This is a genomic window from Dyadobacter jejuensis (assembly GCF_003149085.1).
Classification (GTDB): Bacteria; Bacteroidota; Bacteroidia; order Cytophagales; family Spirosomataceae; genus Dyadobacter; species Dyadobacter jejuensis.
Window position 1 is genome coordinate 38,842 of sequence record NZ_QGDT01000006.1, and the last position, 21,530, is coordinate 60,371.

A 21,530-nucleotide genomic window follows, 5' to 3' on the forward strand; every position below is an offset into this window, starting at 1 on the left:
CCTGGGCGTAAGCTCCTGATGGGCTTATTACTTACTGATTATCCTTGTCCAGCGGTAAAAAGTCCTTAAAGGTTTTCTTGATGGCTACATCGGTAGCCTCTTTCTTATTTTCCCAATTGGCATCCAGCTCTAGGGCTACTAACCCGCTTAGGTTCATCAAGGCCTTAAATTCATCGAGTTTCTTAATGAAATCATTCTGACGCCGAGCCGATTTCTGGGCGTACTCCCTAGCGAAGACGTCTCCTTTATTTTGGAGTTCGTTCTTTTTTTGCATTACATAGTTAAAGCGATCTAAGAGGCCATTGACCGACTTACCGATCACCTCGGTAGCCTCTAAGGTACCCACCGTAGCTACCGTAGTACCTCCAATGGTGGTAATATAGCTGCGTACATTGGGGTCCGACTTGGCTATTACCGACGACAGACCCGTGGTAACCCCCAGGGATGCGTTAAGCAACGAACGACTCTTCTTGCCTTTCTTGGCCTTGGCATAGGCCTTTTTCAATTGTCCTTCCTTTTCTTTCATCTGCTCGAGCAAGCCCCAGGCATTCACCAAGGCTCCTCTGTAGAGGTTAAACAAGTACGTGTCACGCACGCTCTCATCCACTGTATTCTTAATAACGAAATGGATGCTGCGCTCGCGCTTATTATGGGCCTTATCGAGCACATAGAATATCACATCGAAAGACAAGGTATCGAAAGGATCCTTTACAAAATCATAACCGGGCTCCCAAATAAACTCATAACTGGTCGCCGTGTTCTTTATTAGAGCCGACTGAGGCACATTTTTATTATCCGAAATAAAATTAAAGGCGGCGATATCGTCCTCCCCATTGGGATCCGACAGGCTAAACCTCAGATTGATACGGTTATTTTCCAAACTTTTCACCACGGTGGTCTGAGGTATTACCGTCAGATCGGGGGCCAAATCCATTTGGGTTATTTCTAATCGTAGCTTTCCCTTAGTACGTACCTTGGACGGCTGGTCCTCTACATAAAACTCCATGTAGCGTGGTGCCTCTCTCAGTATATTAAATTGCTTAATAGAGGGTTCCCAAATCACCTCCCCGCTAGCGGTAAGTCGCATCCCTTCGGGCATGCCCCCGTCCAATATGGGAATAAAAACCACTGGATCACCGTCAGGATCCCGAACCGAATTCATATCGATTTGATAGGTATTTTGGGTTTTATATTGGACATAAAAAGGCTTGAGCTCGTCGACTATAGGGGGTCTATTGACATGAACCACCTTAAAGAGTACCTCCTTGGATACCGATTCTCCAAGGCTGGACATGGCCTCGAAGACCACTGAAAACGTTTTGACTGTATTGATCCGATCGGCGGCATCGAAGCCCGGAGTCCATACGAAGTGCCCCAGCGAATCGAAATACATCTCTTTGCGGAGACCACTCGTAATATTATAGACGATGCTGTCGCCCTTGGCACCACGCGATTGCAGATGAAAGTTGATCTCTTTCCCTTCTTGAATCACGTTCCAATCGGCATCATTGGGGAAGACCAACTGAAAAGGTGACACTATCGGTTCCTGTGCCCAGGCAAGGGAACAGGACATACTCAGGAGCACCAACAGTATTATTCTAGACACATTTCTGAAAATCATAGGGTGAGAAAATGGATTATCTTATGAAGCAGTAATTTTAATTTTAAACGCAAATTTCGCAATAACTATACAATGAACAAGCAAAAAATAAGAGAATCACAAAAACTATTCCAGCTGAGCACAGGTCTGACAAATTGCAGATATATCATTAATCTTATACCCAATTGGTCAATAATAGCGCTTTCGAAACCCTTGTCTCCGAAAACATAAATACCGGAAAATAGTCTGTTTCGGACTATTCCCCGGTATTTACCTGTACCTAAGAAATAATTTTATTTCTTAGGAGCTGTAGCTGGCTTGGCAGGAGCGGCAGGTGCTGGTGCTGCAGCTTCTTCTTCAAGTTTGTCAGGATCCACGCCCAATTTTTTAAGGATAAGGTTGGTGGCGTTATGCTCTTCAGAAGCGGCAAAAAGAATAATAGGGGTAGTACCTGCACCACCATCCATATTCAATATATACAGGAAGCCATTTTCCTTACCAACGGCCTGAATAGCGTCGTTAACTTTTGTCAAAATAGGCTCTAACAACTGCTGCTGCTTGTTCTGTAGAGAAGTTTGGGCATTATTTTGCATTTCTTGAACGCGGGTCTGAAGGCTTTGCAATTCCTTTTCCTTGTCGGCACGAATTACATCGGTCATATTAGCCCCATTCTTCTGGTAAGCTTCATATTTTTCTTGAAACTCCTTATAGGTTTCACCTATGGCTTTATCGAGTTGGGCTTTAGTGATTTCCAGTTCATTCTGCATTTTTTTAGCTTCAGGGAGCTTACCAATGATAAAATCCACGTTGGTATACCCTATCTTGGTAAGAGGCGTCTGTGCTACTAGCGTAGTACTGAAAACGGTCATTACGACCATAAAAGCCATTAATTTTTGTTTCATTGCGTTGTTACTTATTTACGTTTATTGGTTGTACTTTTTTGTTTGGGGTTACTACTTTCTGCGGCACTGCCCACTTGAGCCTGGGGGGCACTTCCTACTGCCTTGTTTTTATCGCTATCTGCTTTTTCATTCAATCCCAGCTCTTCTATAATATAGTCGGTGTAGTCGTGGCGTGGATTGGTATAAAGCATCCCAATATCACTGGACTTATCGAACATAATATCGATTCTACGCTGGCTACACACTTTATTTACCGCCTGTTGGACCCTTTCCAGGACGGGCTTCATGAGTTCTTTTTTCTTTTGAAACATCAAACCCTCCATACCGAATATTTTACTATTATACTCTTGGGCTTCGGTTTCCTTACTTTTTATTTCGGCTTGGCGTTTCCGCTTCAGGTCGTCCGTCAACAGCACCTCTTCGGCCATATAAGCCCTTTGAAGCCTATCTACTTCCCCGAACTTATCCTGAATCTCCTTGCCCCATTTCACCGAAAACTTCTTCATTTCGGCTTGTGCCAGCTGATATTCAGGCATTTTACTGGTAATATACTCCATATCGGTGTAGCCCAGCTTTTGGGCCGAGGCTACAGAAGCCGATATTACAGACAAAACTAGTAAAATAAAAATCTTCTTCATGCCCTAACTAGAATAAAATGCACTCTTCTAACGAAATCGTAGTTTTAATATTATCTAATCTGCTGTCCGATGGTAAAATGGAACTGTGGGCCAGAGCGCTGGGTTTGTCCGTCGAGGGCGTCAAATCCATATGCCCAGTCAATCCCCAAGAGTCCAAAGGCCGGCATAAAGATCCTGGCTCCTACCCCTGCCGATCGTTTCAAGTCGAAAGGGTTGAACTTTTGATACGTCCCCCAGTTATTTCCTCCTTCGGCAAAGCCTAAAATAAAGATCGTCGCTTGCGGGTTGAGCGATACGGGGTACCGTAGCTCCATTACATATTTGTTATAGGCGATCCCACCCCCATCGGCCGGTCGGCCATTGAGTAGCGGCCCTACTTGCTGATCCTGATAACCCCTAAGTCCTATAATGTCCTGGTCGGCCAGCGAGAAGGCGCCCTGTCCTGCTAGCCCCGAGCCCCCCAATACGAATCGACCAAAGGGACTAAATCCGGCCTTATTGCTATAACTTCCCAGATACCCCATGTGCGTCCTGGCGGATAGCACCAGTTTACCCGTAATGGTAGCATAATAGCTGGCATCGAACATATATTTATGGTATTCTACCCACCGATACTTTTCGGCAGCATCGCTATAGTCCGACTTCCTAAAGGCCGAATATGGAGGAGTGAAAGTGGCACTCAACGAAATATTACTTCCACTTCTTGGGAATTGGTTATCACTTAGCGTATTCCTCGATATGGTGGTATTGAACGATACGTTATTTGAGACCCCTGTGTTATAGGCTCCTCCAAAAATATTGATGGAGTCGAGGCGGTAGCGGTTATAAGAAAGCGAATGCGTCAATACCAAGTAGCGATCTGGCTCTTTAAGCCTGCGGCCCAAGGAAACGGTCACACCATTATTGAAATACCCGCCCCGATACTGGATCCCTGATGAAGAGCCACCAGTACCATAGCCATATAAAGAGTTATAGTCCGTCTGGCGATATACTGTTCTCTGGAAGGAAACCCCAAAGTTAATCGGTTTTTTACCCCCTAGCCAAGGTTCGCTAAAGCCTAGAGAGTAGGTTTGGTACTGCTTACCATTGGCCTGGAAACGAACCGACAATTTCTGCCCGTCCCCTGAAGGAAGCGGCTTCCAGGTTTCTCGGTTCGGGATATTTTTGATAGAGAAGTTATTGAACACCAATCCAAGGGTACCCACAAAGCCTATATAACCACCCCATCCACCGGAGAGCTCTATTTGGTCAGAAGGCTTCTCTTCCACGGTGTATTCGATATCCACCGTTCCGTCATTTTGATTGGGGATCGGCTGTATCTGAATTTTCTCTGGGTCGAAATAACCCATTTGCGACAATTGGCGCTGGGTATTGATAATCTCCGTTTTGCTAAATTTCTGTCCAGGCAAGGTGAATAGCTCTCGCAATACCACCCTATCGCTGGTCTTCGTGTTTCCGTTCAGCAAAATCCTGTTAATAGTGGCTTGTTTTCCTTCAAACATGCGCATTTCTATATCGATCGAGTCCCCCACTACGGCCTTTTCCGTAGGGTCGATACGGAAATAAAGATAACCGTCGTCCATATATATGGAGCTTACATCCCCACCGGGTATCCCCTGAATTTTCTTATCGAGCTCTTCAGGATCGTAGACATCCCCCTTTTTAACACCTAGGCGCTCCCCCAAATACTTGGAGGTATAGAGGTAGTTACCCGTCCAGGTAATGTTCCGATAATAGTATTTCTTACCTTCATCCACCTTCATTTTAATGCTGATGGTCTCGCCGTTATTTTTAACGGTATCGTATTCTATGGTAGCATCGCGGTACCCGTTCTTGCGGTAATAGGCGATCAGCTTCTCTTTATCTTCGTCGTATTTTTTAGGAATATACTTCGAAGGGTTAAACAGGCGCCCCAACATTTTTTGCTTTGTACCCTTCAATTTTCTCTTCAGGGTACGATCACTAATTTCGGTGTTACCCTCAATATCTATTTTCTCGATTTTTACTTTTTTCCCTTTGTTGATCGTGAAGTTCAGGGTAGCCTGCCCACGAGAGGAATCCGGAATCTGCAACACCTTGACTTTGGTATTGTAGAACCCCTTATCCATATAATATTTCTTGATGATCAGCTGGGTATTTTTGATCATGGTGGGGGTGATCACCCTACCTTTAATCAGCTTCACCTTATCGTTCATCGTTTCTCGCTCTCCTTTTCTGATACCCGAAAAAGTAGCGCTATACAAGCGAGGACGCTCTTTAATATGAATATTTAACCAGATTTTCTCTCCTTCGACCTTGGTGGCCAGAATCTCGACATCATCCAGCGTACCGAAGTCCATCATTTTTTTAATAGAAGAGGTCACCGCCGGTCCTGGGACCCGTATTTTGTCTCCAGGCTTCAGTCCGGAGATGGAAACCATAGAGTTGGGGTCCAGGAACTGCGTCCCTGATACGGTTACCTCAGCGATGGTATATTCCTTTGGATTAGCGGGGTCAATACCCATATTGGCAACCGGAGCGGCTGGTTTGGAAGTAGCCCCCAAGCCAACGCGTTGGGCCTTTACGGCTACGCTACAAATCATTATTAACAGCAACACCCCTCTAAAATGTGCCAATGGCTTACTCAAGTTTTTCACTAGGTTCATAAAATTTTACTTAGCACTGTTTTCTTTTATCTGATCACCTGTTTTCCCAAACCTTCTTTCTCTTTTTTGGAAAGAAACGATGGCTTCAAATAAATGTTCTCGCCGGAAGTCGGGCCAGAAAAGATCTTCGTAAAAATATAGCTCGGAATAGGCCAATTGCCAAAGCAAGAAATTGCTAATACGATGATCCCCGCCGGTTCTTAACATCAAATCCACGTCGGGACGTTGCTCGGTCGACAAATAGGACCGAATACTATTTTCATCGATCTCCGAGGGCTCCAAACGACCCTCTTTCACCTCCTGTGCCAGCCTACGAGTGGCTTGCAACAGATCCCATTTTCCACTATACCCTAAGGCCAAAATAAGGTTCAACCCGGTGTTACCGCTTGTGGCATCTATCGCCTCAGCAAGGGTTTTCTGACAACTAGAAGGCAGGCTTTGCGAATCACCGATCGTACTCAAACGAACATTGTTCTTCATCATGGTAGGCAGTTCGTTCCCGATCGACTGAACCAACAACTCCATCAATGCCCGCACTTCATACTCCGGCCTTCCCCAATTTTCGGTAGAAAAAGCATAGAGTGTCAGATAGGAAACTCCTACTTCCACACATCCCTCTGTCACTTCCCGTACCGCCTTAATGGCATTCCGGTGCCCGAAGATACGTGCTGCACCTTGTTTTTGTGCCCAACGCCCATTGCCGTCCATAATAACCGCAATATGTTGGGGTATATTACTCATTTCTATGAGTTCCTTCATTGTAACCGAACCCTTTTAACCATTTAATAAATTGCAAAATCACGCCTTATGATTTTCCGTATCCTATTTTATATTGCCTTTAGCAGACACTCTTCAGACTAAATGGTAAGAATCTCAACCTGAGGTACGCAGAAAACGCACCATTTGTGAAAATCTACCTCAAAATTAATGCAATTAGCCTTACTGACTCCACAAACTAGTTGAAATACAGCAATATAAATTTACTTATACTATTCCTAATCTGAACAAGGTCGCAATTTAGGAATAAGTAAGGGGTCTACAAAATCATTATTTCATTACCAGATTTGAATGCCAGAGGATTAATTATCAACAAGATGCCCGATAGGCCCCATTACCAGCTTGCAATTCCCTAGCTATCGACCGTCGTTTTCCAAAATATTGTACAGGCCATACAGAATTTTTTTTCTCAGAATTTAGCATTTTTAGCCTTATTATATTCTCTCAAAAAGCCTATGATTTATTTGGCATCCATCTATGGGAACCTTATAACATTTCAAGTTTTGGCCAAACTAAAAAGAATCTATGCCTCCCCACCAATTGGATAATTTTATGAAATTATAGTTTTTTAAAATTAGACAATTAATTCTAGTAAGTTTGTATCATCGTATTTTTATACATTCATAACAGATTAAAAATCAACAATTTAAATTCAAATAACATGTCATATATTGAACCGGCACCAATCACGGATAAAGAGAACCCATTGGAGTCCATGATGCAACGTTTCGACAAGGCCGTAGAACTTCTGGGTATCACCGACGAAATGTATCAAATACTAAAAGTACCCCGCAAGCAGGTTATCGTGGGACTACCGGTTACGATGGACTCCGGAGAGATCCGCACCTTCGAAGGATACCGGGTTATTCACTCTACCATACTAGGCCCTAGCAAGGGCGGGATCCGCTTCGACCCCGACGTCAACCTGGATGAGGTAAGGGCGCTGGCAGCTTGGATGACCTGGAAATGCGCCGTGGTAGATATCCCCTATGGAGGAGCCAAAGGTGGCGTGGCCTGCAACCCCCGCGAAATGTCGGCCGGAGAGATGGAGCGACTCATGCGCGCGTATACCACTGCGATGCTCGACGTTTTTGGCCCCGACCAGGACATCCCCGCTCCCGATATGGGCACGGGCCCCAGAGAAATGGCCTGGCTGATGGATGAATATAGCAAATCCAAAGGGATGACGATTCCGGCGGTGGTTACCGGAAAGCCCCTCGTCCTGGGTGGGTCTTTAGGCCGCACCGAAGCCACAGGACGTGGAGTAATGGTATCGGCATTGGCCGGCATGGAAAAGCTGCGCATCAACCCCTACCGGGCTACGGCGGTGGTTCAGGGCTTTGGCAACGTAGGAAGCCATGCCGCCCGGCTTCTGCGCGAAAGAGGGGTGGCCGTGCACGCCATCAGCGACATCTCGGGGGCGTATTATAACGACTCCGGCATAGACATAGACGCGGCAATGGCCTATCGGGATAAAAACAGGGGGTCACTGGAAGGCTTTACCGGGGCCGAGCTCATCGCTCCCGACGACCTATTTACCATGCCCGTCGATGTACTGGTGCCGGCCGCTAAGGAGGATGTGATCACCAAAAAGAATGCTTCGGAGATAAAAGCCCGGATGATCGTAGAGGGAGCCAATGGACCTACCTCTTCTAAAGCCGACGACATCATCCACGACAAAGGCATCATGGTAGTCCCCGATATCCTGGCCAATGCCGGTGGAGTTACCGTCTCCTATTTCGAATGGGTACAGAATCGAATTGGATATAAATGGACCCTGGAGCGCGTCAATCGCCGTACGGATCGAATCATGAAAGACTCCTTCGACAAGGTGTACCAAACCTCCATCAAGTACAAGGTTTCTCTACGAATAGCGGCCTATATTGTCGCCATCGAAAAGGTATCGAGCACTTATACCTACAGAGGTGGCTTCTAAAATAACGACCAGGGAAGTCCTCAGTTGGGAGGGCTTCCCTCTTTAAATAGGGCATGCCCACCCAGTTGGGAGCTCCAGCTGGGTGGTTGGGATACATTAATAAACTGTTATCTTTTACTTTTCTTGCCGCACACTGACTAACTTTATGGGATATTTATACTTTTGTATATAGAAATGCTGTCCGTACTACGCCAGCCACAAAGTCATCCCGACCCCATGTCTTTAAGTCCCCGATTCATAGCCTTTATACTGGCCCTATTAATCTCCCTGATCACGACCGCCTTCCTTTCCTTCGTAGTTGGCGTGACCCGCAGCATGCAGTTTGTGGCCTTCGTCGCAAGTTCCTTGAGCTCCTTTTTCCTCGTTCTGTATGCCGTCGATATTCTTGTTTTTAGGGAGGTAAATAAAATGTATCGCACCATACACAAATTAAAAATGAAGGATTTTAATATCACGCCGCGAAAACGGCTGTTTAAAGAATCCAACCCATTGAAGACCATCAATGATGAAATATTTGTATTTGTAACAAAAAAGCAAAAGGAAATTGATGAGCTAAAAAAACTGGAATTATTCAGAAGAGAATTTCTAGCCGATGTTTCCCATGAATTCAAAACACCCATTTTTGCCGCTCAGGGGTTTATCCATACCCTGCTCGACGGCGCCATGGACGACGAACAGGTCCGGGAGCGTTTCTTGCGCAAAGCAGCCAAAAACCTCGACAGCCTCGATGTGCTCGTAAAAGATCTGCTGGTATTGTCGCAAATGGAAACTGGTGACATCAAAATGAACATGGCCCCAGTAGATTTACTCCAACTCACCTTTAATATTTTTGGACGTTTGGAACATATCGCCGGCTCTCGAAATACGAGCCTAAAGGTAAAACCCGACAACCTAGAGGCCGTATGGGCCATGGCCGACCAAGACCGCATTGAACAGGTGCTGCTCAACCTCATTGAAAACGCCATCAAATATGGACATGACAACGGGAAAGTCATCGTTCATTTTAGCGAAAACAAAAAGAGTATCGAGATATCGGTGCGCGACAATGGCCCGGGAATCCCCCAGGAACACCTCGTCAGAATTTTTGAACGTTTCTATCGGGTTGACAAAAGCCGTTCTAAGGATCGAGGAGGAACTGGCCTAGGCCTGGCCATCGTTAAGCATATCATCAATGCCCACGACACCAAGATCGCCGTCATGTCCAAACCCGATAAAGGCACTACCTTCTCCTTTAAGCTGGAAAAGGCCTCAACGCAACCCCTAAGCGATGCCCACGCCACAGAGAATCCAAGTTAGTTTACTATTTATATAAATCCCTAATTGACTATGTTTATTCATAACGTATTTTTTTGGTTAAAAGACAAGTCCAACGATGCCGATAGAGCGGCCCTCCTAAAAGGAATTGAAAGCCTGAAGTCTATCGAGTCCGTTCATACCGCTTATGTAGGAACACCTGCGGGCACCAATCGCCCGGTAATCGATGCCTCCTATGACTTTGCCGAAATCCTTGTTTTCGAAGACGAAGCGGCCCACGACGTGTACCAAATTCATCCGATACATACCAAATTTGTAGAAGACTGCGCCCATCTATGGGAGAAGGTGGTCATTTACGATGTAGAGGCTTAAGTACCTATCCACACTTATCCACAGCAATACACACATCCTATGTGGACAACTGTGGATAAGTTGTTAATATACTCATTATTAGCTAATTAAATTGTTGATATCCATATCAGTTATGTGGATAACTATCCAACTAAGGTGTGTATAAGCCAAAAGCCCGAATCTTGTATAGGATCCGGGCTTTTAAAATATAACTGTGAAAAGCTTTAGAAAATAGGTACTACACGGCCTTCTTCATTGCTTTTGATAGCGGCTTCCAACACCCGCATGGTGTTCACCCCATCGCGGCCTGTCACGGGCTCATCGGCACCATTGACAATGGACTGATATACGCCTTCGAAATACTCCACATAATTGCCTCGTTCAGTAGACACCGATTCCCTGATCACCTCTCCATTTCGAAGGGTATGCAGGGTTCCCTCCAAGCCTTCTGGCTCGGTACACCAGGTATCGAAGTCGGGTTTATCACCTGCCACGAGCCTATCTTCCTGCTTATCTCCGCGATGCTTGAGGAAAGATCCCAGTTGTCCATGTAAAATATAAGCGGGGGCCATTTCACGACAAATAAAACTACCCTTTACTCGCACGCGCAAATCGGGGTAATAGAGCAGCATATCGAAGTAGTCGTTGACCTGCGAGTCCTTACGGACGATGCGTAAGTCTCCAAAGACGGCATCGGGCATTCCGAAAAGGGACAAGGCTTGGTCGGTCACGTGCGACCCTCTATCGCGGAGCAAGCCAGCCCCCGGAGAAGGTGTTTCTAAGTGAGCCTTGGCATTCAGGTCGGGCAGATGTTGCTCATAGGCGAAAGTCACTTCGACCAAATCCCCCAATACTCCCTGATCCACTATTTTTTTAACGGTTTTAAAGTCGCTGTCCCACCGACGATTTTGAAATACCGACAACTTCAATCTTTTTTCACGGGCTATGGCTTCGAGCTCTATGGCTTCGGCGGCCGTTACGGTAAAGGCCTTTTCTACCACCGCATGCTTACCGGCCAATAGCACGGCCTTGGTGTACTCATAATGCGAGTTGATCGGCGTATTGACGATCACGAGTTCGATGTTATCGTCTTCTAAAATTGACGCCAGGCTTGGATAGGAAATGGCCTCGGGGTAGTCTTGCTGGATAAGCTTCTTGCTACGCTCCCAAGAACCCAACAGGTTGAACCCAGGATGAAGCTGAAGGAAGGGTGCATGGAATATTTTCCCTGACATCCCATAGGAAAGCAAGGCAGTGTTAATGGTTCGCATGAATATATAAGTCTAATTGATATGAATATAAAAGTGGAAGGAAAACTCCAACGAGCCAAAAATAAGTCTACTCTTTTACAATTGCGAACCAGAAGAGACAATAAATGCCTCATAGCAACAAAGGCCACCCCTTTGCAGGGGCAGCCATCGTTAAGAATTAGGAATAGGGGTAAGTATTACCAGCCAGGGTTTTGTTGTAGCCCAGGAGTTTTTACCAATTCATTCTGCATGATCGGGAACAGGTAATGGCGAGGAGCGATAAACACCCTATTTTCTACATAAAAACGTCTCATTTTGTAGCGTTTATTGCCTATTACGATTTTACCCTCCGGATCTTCAATCGGTTTCATCCCGTTGATCATATGTTGCGTTTTAGGATAAGGCCAGGCATTTTGAGACCTCTCGTCGTTGGTGCTACCAGCGGCTTCCCATTGCGCCTCCTTCTCTAGCTCCATAGGGTTGCTGGCGTCCAGATAGAGCCTAGTAGCCCAAAACCTGTTGTTTTCATAATACAGCTCTACCCGACGTTCCCGCTGAATATACTCGTTCATCAACGCTTTATCAGAAAGCGCCGCTGGAGGAATAGGAACCATAAAGGACCTTTCCCGTACCATGTTGAGTAGGTCATAGATTTCGGCATTGGGACCAGTCGTTTCATTGACCGCCTCGCAATAGATGTATATAAACTCGGGCAGGCGCCAGATGGCTGGGCCATTGATATCGAAGCTTTTATCCCGATTCCAACTTTCACGAATCACTTTACGCTGAAAATAACCCGTAGTGGTAGAGTTAGTGGCGCCAATCTTATCGGGGCCGGTGGCGGTATTAATCACCGTTCCCTTAAAAGTAGAACCATGATAGGTTACATCTCTATAAAAACGGGGGTCACGGGCAATCCCTTCATAAGGGTTCTCGTCGTCGTAGCCATGCTCCGCCGCTTTGGAACCATAGATAGGATACCCATAGCCATCGGGACCAATATATTCATACTCGTCTACCTGCTCCTGAACGGGTGCTTGGCGCGTACTACCATTCCATGAGGGAGGGTAAACATCGCCCTGCCACGCATGGTTTTTATCTTTGGTAACGAAAAATACGGCTTCCGTTTCGAATGCATCCATATTGAACAACAGATCCCACAGACGGGCATAAACTTTTGAGTTATTCTTGTTCTGGCCGGCATCATCGTTGAAGTCCGTTTCAGAGTGGCCCTTGTACAAGCTATACCGGGGCTTACCTTCTACCTTAAAGTCCATTACGGCTTTAGCGGCTATTTTGGCGGCTTCCCAACGGCTTTGGTTATACCCATATTCGGAGGCAAATACCCGAGTGTCGTTAGGAAAATTCCCTCCATTCCACATGGGAGTAGCCGCCATCCAGCGCACAATGGCCTTCAGGCCCAAACAAGCGCCTTTGTCTATCCGGCCAAAATCGGCCCCTCTCCATACGTCTGGCACCCTGGCCAAGGCCGAGTCGCAATCCATAGCAATCTTTTCTACTAAGGCATGGTAGGACTCCTTCTTAAACTCAATATCGCTGCCCACTTCCCAGGTTCGGTCCATATAGACCGCCTCACCATACATCCGGATAAGTAAATAGTGCAGATAAGCCCTCATAAAGTAGACCTCGCCTTTTCTTTTTTCCAAATCGCCGGCCTGCAGTGGGTTGTCGGGCGTATTATAGGTTTTGACGCCTTCTAAGAAAACATTGGCTTTCCTGATTTTGCTGTATAGCGACCACCAATATTGACCGGTATCGCTCCTATCGGGCATCCCATTGGCGCTCCAGTCGCCGCTATTAAACTTATTGGTAATGCCGGCCTCCACGTTCGAGCCTTCGTTTTCGTCTGTAGCCGAAGCGGTAGAGAAATGGTTAAAGAATACCAACGGCTTATTGGCCGACTTGATATTGGCATACAGGTCCGTCACCAACTGATTGGCCTTGTTATACCTTAAAAAGACCTGTTCGGCATCAATTTGATCATCGGGTTTTCTATCAAGAAAATCTTCATCACAACTACTCGACACTACCAGCATCAAGATGAGTGCTATATATTTCAAATTCTGAATGAATTTCATTTCAAAAATATTTTAGAGGTTAGAAAGAAAGATCGAGTCCGAAATTGAACACCCGTTGCACCGGATACCAGTCCCCCGATCCTTCGCGCGTTTCAGGATCCATTCCTACCTTAGACAGGCTATCCCAAGTAAGCAAATTCATTCCTTGAGCATACAGCCTTAGCTTGCTAATTTTCAACCTTTCCAGCATAGGCTTCGGTAGGCTAAATCCTATTTCCACGGTCTTCAAACGCACATAGTTCCGGTCGTACAAGAACAAGCTACTGTTATTGTTCTTATTATTATTATTGACCCCAAAGTGCAAGGCTGGATAGGTGGCCGTTGCCGCCGTTTCTGGTGTCCAACGGTTTAAGTGCATGGGCTTCACCTTGCCATATTTGTCTTGAGAGAACAGCGGGAAATCGTACGCGGCGGCTCCATTCAGCTGCATAGATCCGCTAGCAGCTCCCTGGAAAAGCAAACTAAAATCGAAGGCCTTGTATTTAGCTCCTACTGGAAGTCCAAACATAATTTCAGGGTTGCTAGGGTTGCCAGTAGCCGTTCTGTCGCCCAGGTCATCGATTCTACCATCTCCATTCATGTCCTTGTAGACCACATCTCCAGGAATCAGCTGTCCCCAGGGCTGGAAGCCCGCTCCATTGTTCATCTCATTGAGTTGCTTAGCTTCCTCAGCATTGGCTACAAAATGATCGAATACATAATTAAAATGTTCCCCAATCCTTCTTCCTGTGTTGGCTCTACCGGCATAGTCATAGGCAATTTCGTTCATAAACAGGATTTTGTTCCTGGCAAAAGTAAAGTTAGGTCTCACGTAATAGGTGAAGTTTTTGCCTATTGAGCCATTCCAACCTAGCTCCATATCGAAACCTTTATTTTCGACCCTACCCGAGTTGACATAAGGGGCGTTCTTACCTACGATATCGGAATAGCCTAGTTTATCACCACCGCCTAAGTCCGTAATGATATCGTAACGGTTCTCCTGGAATAAGTCCAATGTCAGGGAAAGCTGTCTGAATAAAGTCATATCGATCCCTATATTGGTCTTCTTCGCTTTTTCCCAGGTCAGCTTAGGGTTCGACAGGTCTCCTTCTTGAAGTCCCCCGCCGGCACTAGAGCCGAAATTGTCGGTACCGAAGTTATAATTACTCCCTCCAACAAAATACTGTAGATACAAGAAACGCTTATCGTTGGGCAGGCGGTCGCTACCCACCAAACCATAAGAAGCACGGATTTTAAGGTTATTCAGCCAATTGCTGCTTCCTTCCAAAAATTTCTCCTTACTCACTACCCAGCCGGCCGATGCCGAAGGAAAGAATCCATAACGAGTCCCTTTGGCAAAGTTTTCCGATCCGTTATAGGCAGCATTAAATTCGAACAAATAGCGGTCATCGAAACCATAAGTGGCTCTACCCGTAATGCCCTGATACCTAAAAGGCACTTGGTTATTAATCACCCGGTTAGATCTATTGACCAATACCATACCCGTCACTTGATGCTTCGCAAAATTGCGCATATAGTCGAGCTTCACCTGTACATAGGCCCGGTTGTTATTGTCGTTAAAGCTAAAACCATTGCCGATGGTCTGATCGATTTGGTATTTATTACCAGACTTATAAGCCCCTAAATAGTGACCAGGCGTCCGGTATACATCCGAACCTTCGGTAGGAACGAAAGTGGCATACCCAGGATACTCTTTGTAACCTTCGGCATAAGTGGGGACATTCCGCTGAATCCACCTTCCTTCCTGGGAGTCATATGAAAACACCCCGTCGATTGAGAGCCCCTCCGTAATAAAATTCAACTTATGTCCTAAAGAAAACGAACCGTTCAGATAAGTATTTCTTTCGTTCAGATAACCCGTTCTGCTCAATTCTCCTAGGATATTTAAGCGGTATATCTGATCGCCATACAACATTCCTAGTGGGTTATTGGCCACAAAAGTAGCATTGGCTTCATTCCCGTTATTTTCAAGAACAATAGGCAAATAGGAGGGCTGAGTGTTGGCAATTTCCACGAGCTTAGAGGCCGTGGTACCCGGGGCGTTTCGATCGGTAATCCTGGCACCAATATCTAGCTTCGCATAAAAATTGTCGGTAATATCGATGTCAATATTCGATCTAAAATTATATCTTTTGAATACGGCCTGAGTACTATAAGCACCATTCAAATTGTCGTGCTTGTAGTTACCATCTTGCTGAAAATAGTTGGCCAGCACGAAGTACCTGGCCCGCTGCGACCCGCCACTGATAGAGAGGTTATAATCGGACTGTTTACCGTTTTTAAAGGCATAGTCAAAATAATCCCAGTCGTAGCCCAAGCCATCGGAGTTGTCGCCTTTGGCTTTTCTAAAGTTCGCAATCGCCTCCTCAGAAAACAGATTCAAGGTAGAGGGATCGGCTCCATTGCTATCGTTTAGCCGCGCCTCGTTGTACAGCATGGCATAGTCGGCAGAGCCCAAATACTTAGGAAACTGTACCGGTTGGTTAATACCATATGCCGCCTTAAAGTTTACAGTGGCTTTATCCTGCACCTTTCCCCTTTTGGTGGTGATCAGGATTACCCCATTGGCCCCTCTTACACCATAGGGAGCGGTTGCTGAGGCATCTTTAAGTATCGAAAAGGTTTCAATTTCGGCCGGAGACAGGTAATCCATACTTCTTTCCAGACCATCTATAATGACAATAGGAGCCGTGTTTCCGTAGGTAGCCATTCCTCTAATAAAAAGATCGCTGCGATCCACCCCTGGCTCACCACCGCTAAACTGGTTGGCCAATAGACCCGGCAAGCGACCTGCCAAAGAGTTGGTAATACTCGCCGTAGGGCTCTGCTCCAAATCGGCCGTGGTGATGGTGGCGATAGATCCCGTCACCGTAGCCTTACGTTGGGTACCAAAACCCACAATCACGACTTCTTCGAGCCCTGCCAGATCTTCCTCGAGGACAAACTCTAGGCGGGTTTGATTCCCAACTGTCAACTCCTGGGTACGAAAGCCAATATACGACACCACAATTACATCGCCGGGGTCGGCCTCAATCTTAAATTCACCAGAAGTGCTCGTAGAAGTTCCTTTTTCGGTTCCTCTCACGATCACCGTGGCGCCAGGTAAGACCTGGCCTTTGCTATCCTTTACAATTCCAGATAGTTTGTCCACTACTTCTGGAAGCAGTTCATTCTTTGCCGGCTGAGTGACATCCTTGCCACCAGCACGCTCTTCGAATACTGCTATTTGGTTACCTATCAGTCTATAAGTAAATGGACTCTTTCTAAAAGCTTTATTGAGCAGAGTGGGCACTTCAACCTGCTGTAAATTCAGATCTACGGCTGTTTGCTTTAATTCGGCCAGAATGTCATCATTATAAATAACCCTATAATCACTTTTCTTTTGAATTAAATCGAATAGCTGAATCATATTCCCCCTTTTTAGCTGGACGTCGATCCGCGTCTTTTGGGAAAAACTATTGGCCTGAACGCCCATCACCCCCATTAAAATGAGAAGTAGCGTTATTTTCATAATCCTAAGTAGTTTGTAAGGATATACTAATCCCAACTGACCATAGTTATTTTGGTCAAATTTTTTCATAAATTTGCATTTACATTGTTAAGAATAAATTAACTTCCACGCCCTTCAGGTGGGAAGTGCACTGGTAGGCGCGCCAACGTCTACCAGTTTTTTTTATCGTAATTCTATCTCTCTATCAAATACCCCCTTTCCGTTAAATGGTAAGACATACCCGTTGTTACCGATATGGCGCCGAGGGCTTGCTCGACGGTATCAGCCAGATCCAAAGTACCCGAAAAAGTTTCTTTGGCTAGCTTGGGATCGTTTAATTCAATAGGTAGCTTATAATACCTATTGAGTTTTTTTAATATCTCTTGTAACGGAGCCTGATGAAGGATCAAGTAGCCGTCCTTCCAGGATACATACTCGGCCACATTTACCGTGTAATGGTTAATTTTTTGGCTATTGACGTTATATCGTAGCTGTGTGCCTGGTGTCAACTTTCTCGTATTCTGGCGCAACAGATCGATGCTTTGAAGGGAGACTTCGATGCTTCCATGAACCAGGGTCGTTTGGGTGAGTGCGTCGTCGGCATAGGCACTTACGTCGAATCCCGTCCCTAACACTTTTACTTTAAGATCTTTGGTTTGAACATAAAAAGGTTGACTCTCTCTATGGCTGACCTCAAAATAAGCCTGCCCCTCTAGATAAACTTCCCTATGATCCTCTTCGAAGCGTACGGGGTAGACCAGCTTAGAGCCCGAATTGAGCCATATTTTAGTGCCGTCCTCCAGGGTGATCACCGACCGCTTTCCGTAGGGCACTATCAACTTATTATACCCCAACCCTACCTTGGGAGTCATCACAATCTCACTATCGTTGATCCCAATACTCTTATCGTCCTTATGAACGATTTCTGAATGTTGGTCTTCTAGGGTCACCACACGACTGTCGGATAATATTAAAGCGGACCGTCCCGTATCGGCTACCATTTCTGCAGCCAACCGCTTCATAGTCCCTAGCTCGTTGCTCGGAAGGGACAGGAAATACATGCCCGCAAACAAGAATACGAGAACAGAAGCTGCAGCCAATCCCCAACGAAATCGATAACGTGTCCTATTCTGGGATTCTAAACTCTCCACGATCTCCTCCCATAACATATCCTTATCAGACGCAGAAAACGTGGTAGGTCGAATCCCTGTCTTAAAAAATCGAAGCAATATTTGCCAGTCCTCGTTCGCTTTCATTTCCTAGTTTTATATCTCCTATGACAAAAGAATCCTGATTTTGGACCATAACTCTTTGTGCCTTCTTATAAGAGAAAGAAACGTACGGAATATAGACTCACAAATTAAAAAAAATTAATTATTCCTGTAAAATAAAACTTAACTGGCTCGTTAAGAACAAGATAGCACTTGGCTCTAAATTATCTCGAAGCACCTTAAGCGCACGATATACGAAGGTTCGACAGGTAGGAACCGAAATTTGCATCATCTGGGCGATCTGTTCATAGTCCAGATCGTGTGTATAGCGCAGATACAAGATTTCGCGTTGACGCTCGGGAAGGCGGTTGATCTCGTCGGCCAGAGAGGCCATCAAACGTTTTTGCTCCTCATCCTGAATCATCAGGTCTTCGGTGCTGTAGTCGAAGCTACGAATAGAAAAAGAAGGATCGGAACTGCTTTGAAACCGAAACCGCTCCGACTTGCGTTTCACTACCAAAAGCTTCCTTTTGAAGGATTTTAACAGATAATAGTGAACGTTGACTTCCTTAGCCAGGTTTTTGTGGTAGGCGTGTAAATCGATGAATAGGTCGTGGATGCTATCTTTTACCAAATCGGAGTCGTCGGTATAGCGCATACCAAAATCATACAGTACGTCGGAGTAGGCATCATACAGTCGTTGAAAGGCCGAGCACGAGCCGGTCTCGACAAAATTATTCCAATACACCAGATCCAACCCTCTTAAATTCATCCTAAAACGTATTAGTAAATTAACAAAAGTAAGTATTATCGGAATTTTACCTAAATTACTTACATAATTTTTACAAAATAGGACAATCTTAATTAATTTTAATAAAGCTTAATATTGGAAAGGTTCCAGGCCCCTTTCGAAACCGACTATACACCCAATCATCAATACTTTATTCACCCTCCTTCTGCCCGGAGCCTTCCTTGTTTGACCAGCCTTTCCAAAAGATCTTATAGAGGGCTTAATGCGACACCGGCTTCATTTACGGCCCCAATGACCCGTTGCACCTCCTCCGCTGACAACTCAGCATGCAAAGGCAAGCTAATAACCTCCCGATGTATCTTTTCAGTAAGGGGCAAGCGGCAGGAATGAAGGTACCCATAGGCCTTTTGCTGGTGAATGGGAGTAGGATAATGCACCTGTGCCTCTATGCCCCGAACGCTCAAATATTCCAGCAACCGCTCTCGAGCCGGATGCCGTATTACAAACAAATGCCAGGCATCTTCCCATAGGGTGCCCGCCGGTGGCAGCTGTACCCATGGGGCTGTGATACCTTCTAGATAGCTGTGAGCGATATGCCTTCTGCGCCTATTACAACGATCCAAATCCATCAATTTTACCCCTAACACCGCCGCTTGCAGCTCATCCATCCGGCTGTTGTACCCTTGGTATTCGTTGCTGTACCGTATCGTGGCGCCGTAATTACGCAACGCCCTTACCTTATTGGCCAATAGCGCATCGTTGGTGGTAACGGCCCCAGCATCGCCAAGGGCTCCCAAATTTTTGGTAGGATAAAAACTAAAAGCGGTAGCATCGGCTATGCTCCCCACCTTTTGGCCTAAAAACGTGGCCCCATGCGCCTGTGCCGCATCGGTGATCAGCTTGAGCCCGTGCCGATTGGCTATATCGCTTAGGGCGTCCATCTCGCAACTTTTACCGTATAAATCTACCGCTAAAATGGCCCTCGTCTTCCGGGTGAGGTGACGCTCTATCATTCGGGGATCGAGCAACATGGTGCCATCATCAGGCTCCACCAATACGGGCGTTAGGTTCAATAAAGATACGGGAAGTACGGAGGCTATATAGGTATTGGCCGGGACGATCACCTCACTCCCTGCCCGAAAATCGTATGCTTTCAAGATCAAGAGTAGCGCATCCAACCCACTCCCCACTCCTACCGCAAACTGGGCCCCACAATAAGTGGCAAAAGCCTGCTCAAAAGCCTCTAACTCCTTCCCTAGCAGGTACCGACCCGACCGTGCCACGCGCAATATCGCCTCCTCCATCGCGGACTGGTAGGGTGCATTGATTCGGTTAAGATCGAGGAAAGGGATCATGACGGGGTATATTGAGCCTCCTAGAGTAACCCATGTAGTACCTACATTGGGGCATTTGACTAGCAAAATATACGAAATATCTCCCTATCATTGGACAGATCACCCTGACAATCAGTCGACTTAAATTGGGATAGCGTACGGTTCACATAAATATCCCCCAGCCGAAATACCTACTCAGCACCATCAGACCTTTGACCGGCAAAGGCTCCAACCATACAATTTTATTATAACCCATCGTAAATACTTGAGGCTCTAGCACACATAATACCATGGCGATAAATAGCAAGAGGGTAAGTACTGGAGTAGACGTATGTCGTTTTAAAATAGCAACGCTCAACAATATAAAGGGAAAGCCATAGCCGAAGGCTCTGTCGATGTCATGAACGTAGATACCGGTGGTGATCAATACCAAAAAGCCCAATACAAAGAGGAGTAAAAGCCAATTTCTCTTTTGTAGTTTTAAGATAAGCGCTCCAGCTAGTAGCAGCAGCCAGGTACCTTCGAAGGCCGTCCATAGGCTACTTCCAATACCATTGCGGTGTTGGTTTTCGAACATCACCGGTAGCCCCACGGCCGAATAATGATGTGCTTGAAAATATGTATATTTCACATACATCCGAATGGACAGATAGAGGACCCAAGCCAGCCAGACCATCAGGCTGCGTCCGGTAAACATGGATTTTAGAATGGACCAAAAATCTGCTTTCCCATCTCGATCGGCCTGAATGATAGCCCAAAATATCAGCACATAGCCGCCAGCCACCACGGCCCTTTCGTCTGTAAAATAAGCCACCAACATAGCCAAGCCAACCACCCATTTTTTCTGCGAGGTCAATGCCAGCAAAATAAAAAAATAAGCGATCCCATCTCCGTATCCATGCACATCGGCAAAGGACCATACACTCACGAAGATATTGGAAACGGCCAGCAACACGAGGGCCGTAAGCACCTTATTCTGAAAAAGCTGGTAACAGAAACGCCCTAAGAGGTAAATAAAACCTACGGCCAGGGCAAATTGAACCCCCAGTATCACCAGCAGCTTACCTCCTGTCAGATAGTACAAGGCCGGAAGCACCCACCTAAACACCATGGCCTCGCGACGTACGCCCAGGGTATAGTCGGCAGGATGTAGCAGGTCCTGGGCTTGATTGTGAATAAACAACCAGGCATCCAGCTTAGCACCCGAGGCACTGAAATGGTCGAGTAGCAGGGTATAGGGCGGAAATGCCAGGAATAACGACAGGGCCACACAGCATGCTACTAATTTCAAC

General features: G+C 46.0%; 15 protein-coding genes. 3 read left to right on the forward strand and 12 right to left on the reverse strand.

Features of this window, described 5'->3' with window-relative positions; translation table 11 throughout:
- Positions 1–31: 31 nt before the first annotated feature.
- From CLV98_RS12785 to uppS, 5 genes are all read right to left on the reverse strand, one after another.
- Positions 32–1,573: a hypothetical protein gene (locus CLV98_RS12785; RefSeq protein WP_109674926.1), complete on the reverse strand. Its 1,542-nt coding sequence runs from the start codon at positions 1,571–1,573 to the stop codon at positions 32–34.
- Positions 1,574–1,893: 320 nt separating this feature from the next.
- Positions 1,894–2,502 (reverse strand): OmpH/Skp family outer membrane protein, encoded by a 609-nt coding sequence (locus tag CLV98_RS12790; protein ID WP_109674733.1) that lies wholly within the window; start codon positions 2,500–2,502, stop codon positions 1,894–1,896.
- A gap of 11 nt (positions 2,503–2,513) precedes the next feature.
- Positions 2,514–3,140 carry an OmpH/Skp family outer membrane protein gene (locus CLV98_RS12795; RefSeq protein WP_109674734.1) on the reverse strand — a complete coding sequence of 209 codons (627 nt, stop codon included), beginning with the start codon at positions 3,138–3,140 and terminating at the stop codon, positions 2,514–2,516.
- A gap of 50 nt (positions 3,141–3,190) precedes the next feature.
- Positions 3,191–5,785: an outer membrane protein assembly factor BamA gene (gene bamA, locus CLV98_RS12800; RefSeq protein WP_109674735.1), complete on the reverse strand. Its 2,595-nt coding sequence runs from the start codon at positions 5,783–5,785 to the stop codon at positions 3,191–3,193.
- A gap of 6 nt (positions 5,786–5,791) precedes the next feature.
- On the reverse strand, positions 5,792–6,544 hold the full coding sequence (uppS, locus tag CLV98_RS12805) for an undecaprenyl pyrophosphate synthase (protein ID WP_109674736.1): 753 nt from the start codon (positions 6,542–6,544) through the stop codon (positions 5,792–5,794).
- A gap of 679 nt (positions 6,545–7,223) precedes the next feature.
- On the opposite strand from uppS, the gene CLV98_RS12810 reads away from it, so the two are divergent.
- The 3 genes from CLV98_RS12810 (at position 7,224) to CLV98_RS12820 (ending at position 10,124) form a co-directional block, all read left to right on the forward strand.
- On the forward strand, positions 7,224–8,498 hold the full coding sequence (locus CLV98_RS12810) for a Glu/Leu/Phe/Val family dehydrogenase (RefSeq protein ID WP_109674737.1): 1,275 nt from the start codon (positions 7,224–7,226) through the stop codon (positions 8,496–8,498).
- Between the two features lie 216 nt (positions 8,499–8,714).
- Complete coding sequence (locus CLV98_RS12815) at positions 8,715–9,794, forward strand: sensor histidine kinase (RefSeq protein ID WP_109674927.1); 1,080 nt, start codon at positions 8,715–8,717, stop codon at positions 9,792–9,794.
- A 30-nt stretch (positions 9,795–9,824) separates the two neighbouring features.
- The gene (locus CLV98_RS12820) at positions 9,825–10,124 is read left to right on the forward strand and encodes a Dabb family protein (RefSeq protein WP_109674738.1); all 300 of its coding nucleotides are present in this window, start codon (positions 9,825–9,827) and stop codon (positions 10,122–10,124) included.
- A gap of 203 nt (positions 10,125–10,327) precedes the next feature.
- Here the strand turns inward: CLV98_RS12820 and CLV98_RS12825 are convergent, their stop codons facing one another.
- The 7 genes from CLV98_RS12825 to CLV98_RS12855 form a co-directional block, all read right to left on the reverse strand.
- Complete coding sequence (locus CLV98_RS12825) at positions 10,328–11,374, reverse strand: Gfo/Idh/MocA family oxidoreductase (RefSeq protein ID WP_109674739.1); 1,047 nt, start codon at positions 11,372–11,374, stop codon at positions 10,328–10,330.
- A 176-nt stretch (positions 11,375–11,550) separates the two neighbouring features.
- Positions 11,551–13,452, reverse strand: coding sequence for a RagB/SusD family nutrient uptake outer membrane protein (locus CLV98_RS12830; protein WP_109674740.1), 1,902 nt, complete (start codon positions 13,450–13,452; stop codon positions 11,551–11,553).
- A gap of 19 nt (positions 13,453–13,471) precedes the next feature.
- Positions 13,472–16,963 carry a SusC/RagA family TonB-linked outer membrane protein gene (locus CLV98_RS12835; RefSeq protein ID WP_229203355.1) on the reverse strand — a complete coding sequence of 1,164 codons (3,492 nt, stop codon included), beginning with the start codon at positions 16,961–16,963 and terminating at the stop codon, positions 13,472–13,474.
- Positions 16,964–17,136: 173 nt separating this feature from the next.
- Positions 17,137–18,198: a FecR family protein gene (locus tag CLV98_RS12840; RefSeq protein WP_109674742.1), complete on the reverse strand. Its 1,062-nt coding sequence runs from the start codon at positions 18,196–18,198 to the stop codon at positions 17,137–17,139.
- Between the two features lie 118 nt (positions 18,199–18,316).
- Complete coding sequence (locus CLV98_RS12845; RefSeq protein ID WP_109674743.1) at positions 18,317–18,925, reverse strand: RNA polymerase sigma factor; 609 nt, start codon at positions 18,923–18,925, stop codon at positions 18,317–18,319.
- Between the two features lie 227 nt (positions 18,926–19,152).
- A complete protein-coding gene (locus CLV98_RS12850) occupies positions 19,153–20,259 on the reverse strand; it encodes a DegT/DnrJ/EryC1/StrS family aminotransferase (RefSeq protein WP_109674744.1) in 1,107 nt (368 codons plus the stop codon).
- Positions 20,260–20,401: 142 nt separating this feature from the next.
- Entirely contained in the window at positions 20,402–21,529 is a 1,128-nt protein-coding gene (locus CLV98_RS12855) for a YhgE/Pip domain-containing protein (protein WP_229203356.1), read from the reverse strand.
- Between the last annotated feature and the right edge of the window lies 1 nt (position 21,530).

What these genes read in the sequence shown, in the direction of transcription:
- bamA (WP_109674735.1), bottom strand. Translation starts at nt 5,785, where the DNA reads ATGAACCTAGTGAAAAACTTGAGTAAGCCATTGGCACATTTTAGAGGG.
- CLV98_RS12845 (WP_109674743.1), bottom strand. Translation starts at nt 18,925, where the DNA reads ATGAATTTAAGAGGGTTGGATCTGGTGTATTGGAATAATTTTGTCGAG.
- CLV98_RS12815 (WP_109674927.1), top strand. Translation starts at nt 8,715, where the DNA reads ATGTCTTTAAGTCCCCGATTCATAGCCTTTATACTGGCCCTATTAATC.
- CLV98_RS12850 (WP_109674744.1), bottom strand. Translation starts at nt 20,259, where the DNA reads ATGATCCCTTTCCTCGATCTTAACCGAATCAATGCACCCTACCAGTCC.
- CLV98_RS12795 (WP_109674734.1), bottom strand. Translation starts at nt 3,140, where the DNA reads ATGAAGAAGATTTTTATTTTACTAGTTTTGTCTGTAATATCGGCTTCT.
- CLV98_RS12785 (WP_109674926.1), bottom strand. Translation starts at nt 1,573, where the DNA reads ATGTCCTGTTCCCTTGCCTGGGCACAGGAACCGATAGTGTCACCTTTT.
- CLV98_RS12830 (WP_109674740.1), bottom strand. Translation starts at nt 13,452, where the DNA reads ATGAAATTCATTCAGAATTTGAAATATATAGCACTCATCTTGATGCTG.
- CLV98_RS12835 (WP_229203355.1), bottom strand. Translation starts at nt 16,963, where the DNA reads ATGAAAATAACGCTACTTCTCATTTTAATGGGGGTGATGGGCGTTCAG.
- CLV98_RS12820 (WP_109674738.1), top strand. Translation starts at nt 9,825, where the DNA reads ATGTTTATTCATAACGTATTTTTTTGGTTAAAAGACAAGTCCAACGAT.
- CLV98_RS12810 (WP_109674737.1), top strand. Translation starts at nt 7,224, where the DNA reads ATGTCATATATTGAACCGGCACCAATCACGGATAAAGAGAACCCATTG.
- uppS (WP_109674736.1), bottom strand. Translation starts at nt 6,544, where the DNA reads ATGAAGGAACTCATAGAAATGAGTAATATACCCCAACATATTGCGGTT.
- CLV98_RS12825 (WP_109674739.1), bottom strand. Translation starts at nt 11,374, where the DNA reads ATGCGAACCATTAACACTGCCTTGCTTTCCTATGGGATGTCAGGGAAA.
- CLV98_RS12790 (WP_109674733.1), bottom strand. Translation starts at nt 2,502, where the DNA reads ATGAAACAAAAATTAATGGCTTTTATGGTCGTAATGACCGTTTTCAGT.
- CLV98_RS12840 (WP_109674742.1), bottom strand. Translation starts at nt 18,198, where the DNA reads ATGAAAGCGAACGAGGACTGGCAAATATTGCTTCGATTTTTTAAGACA.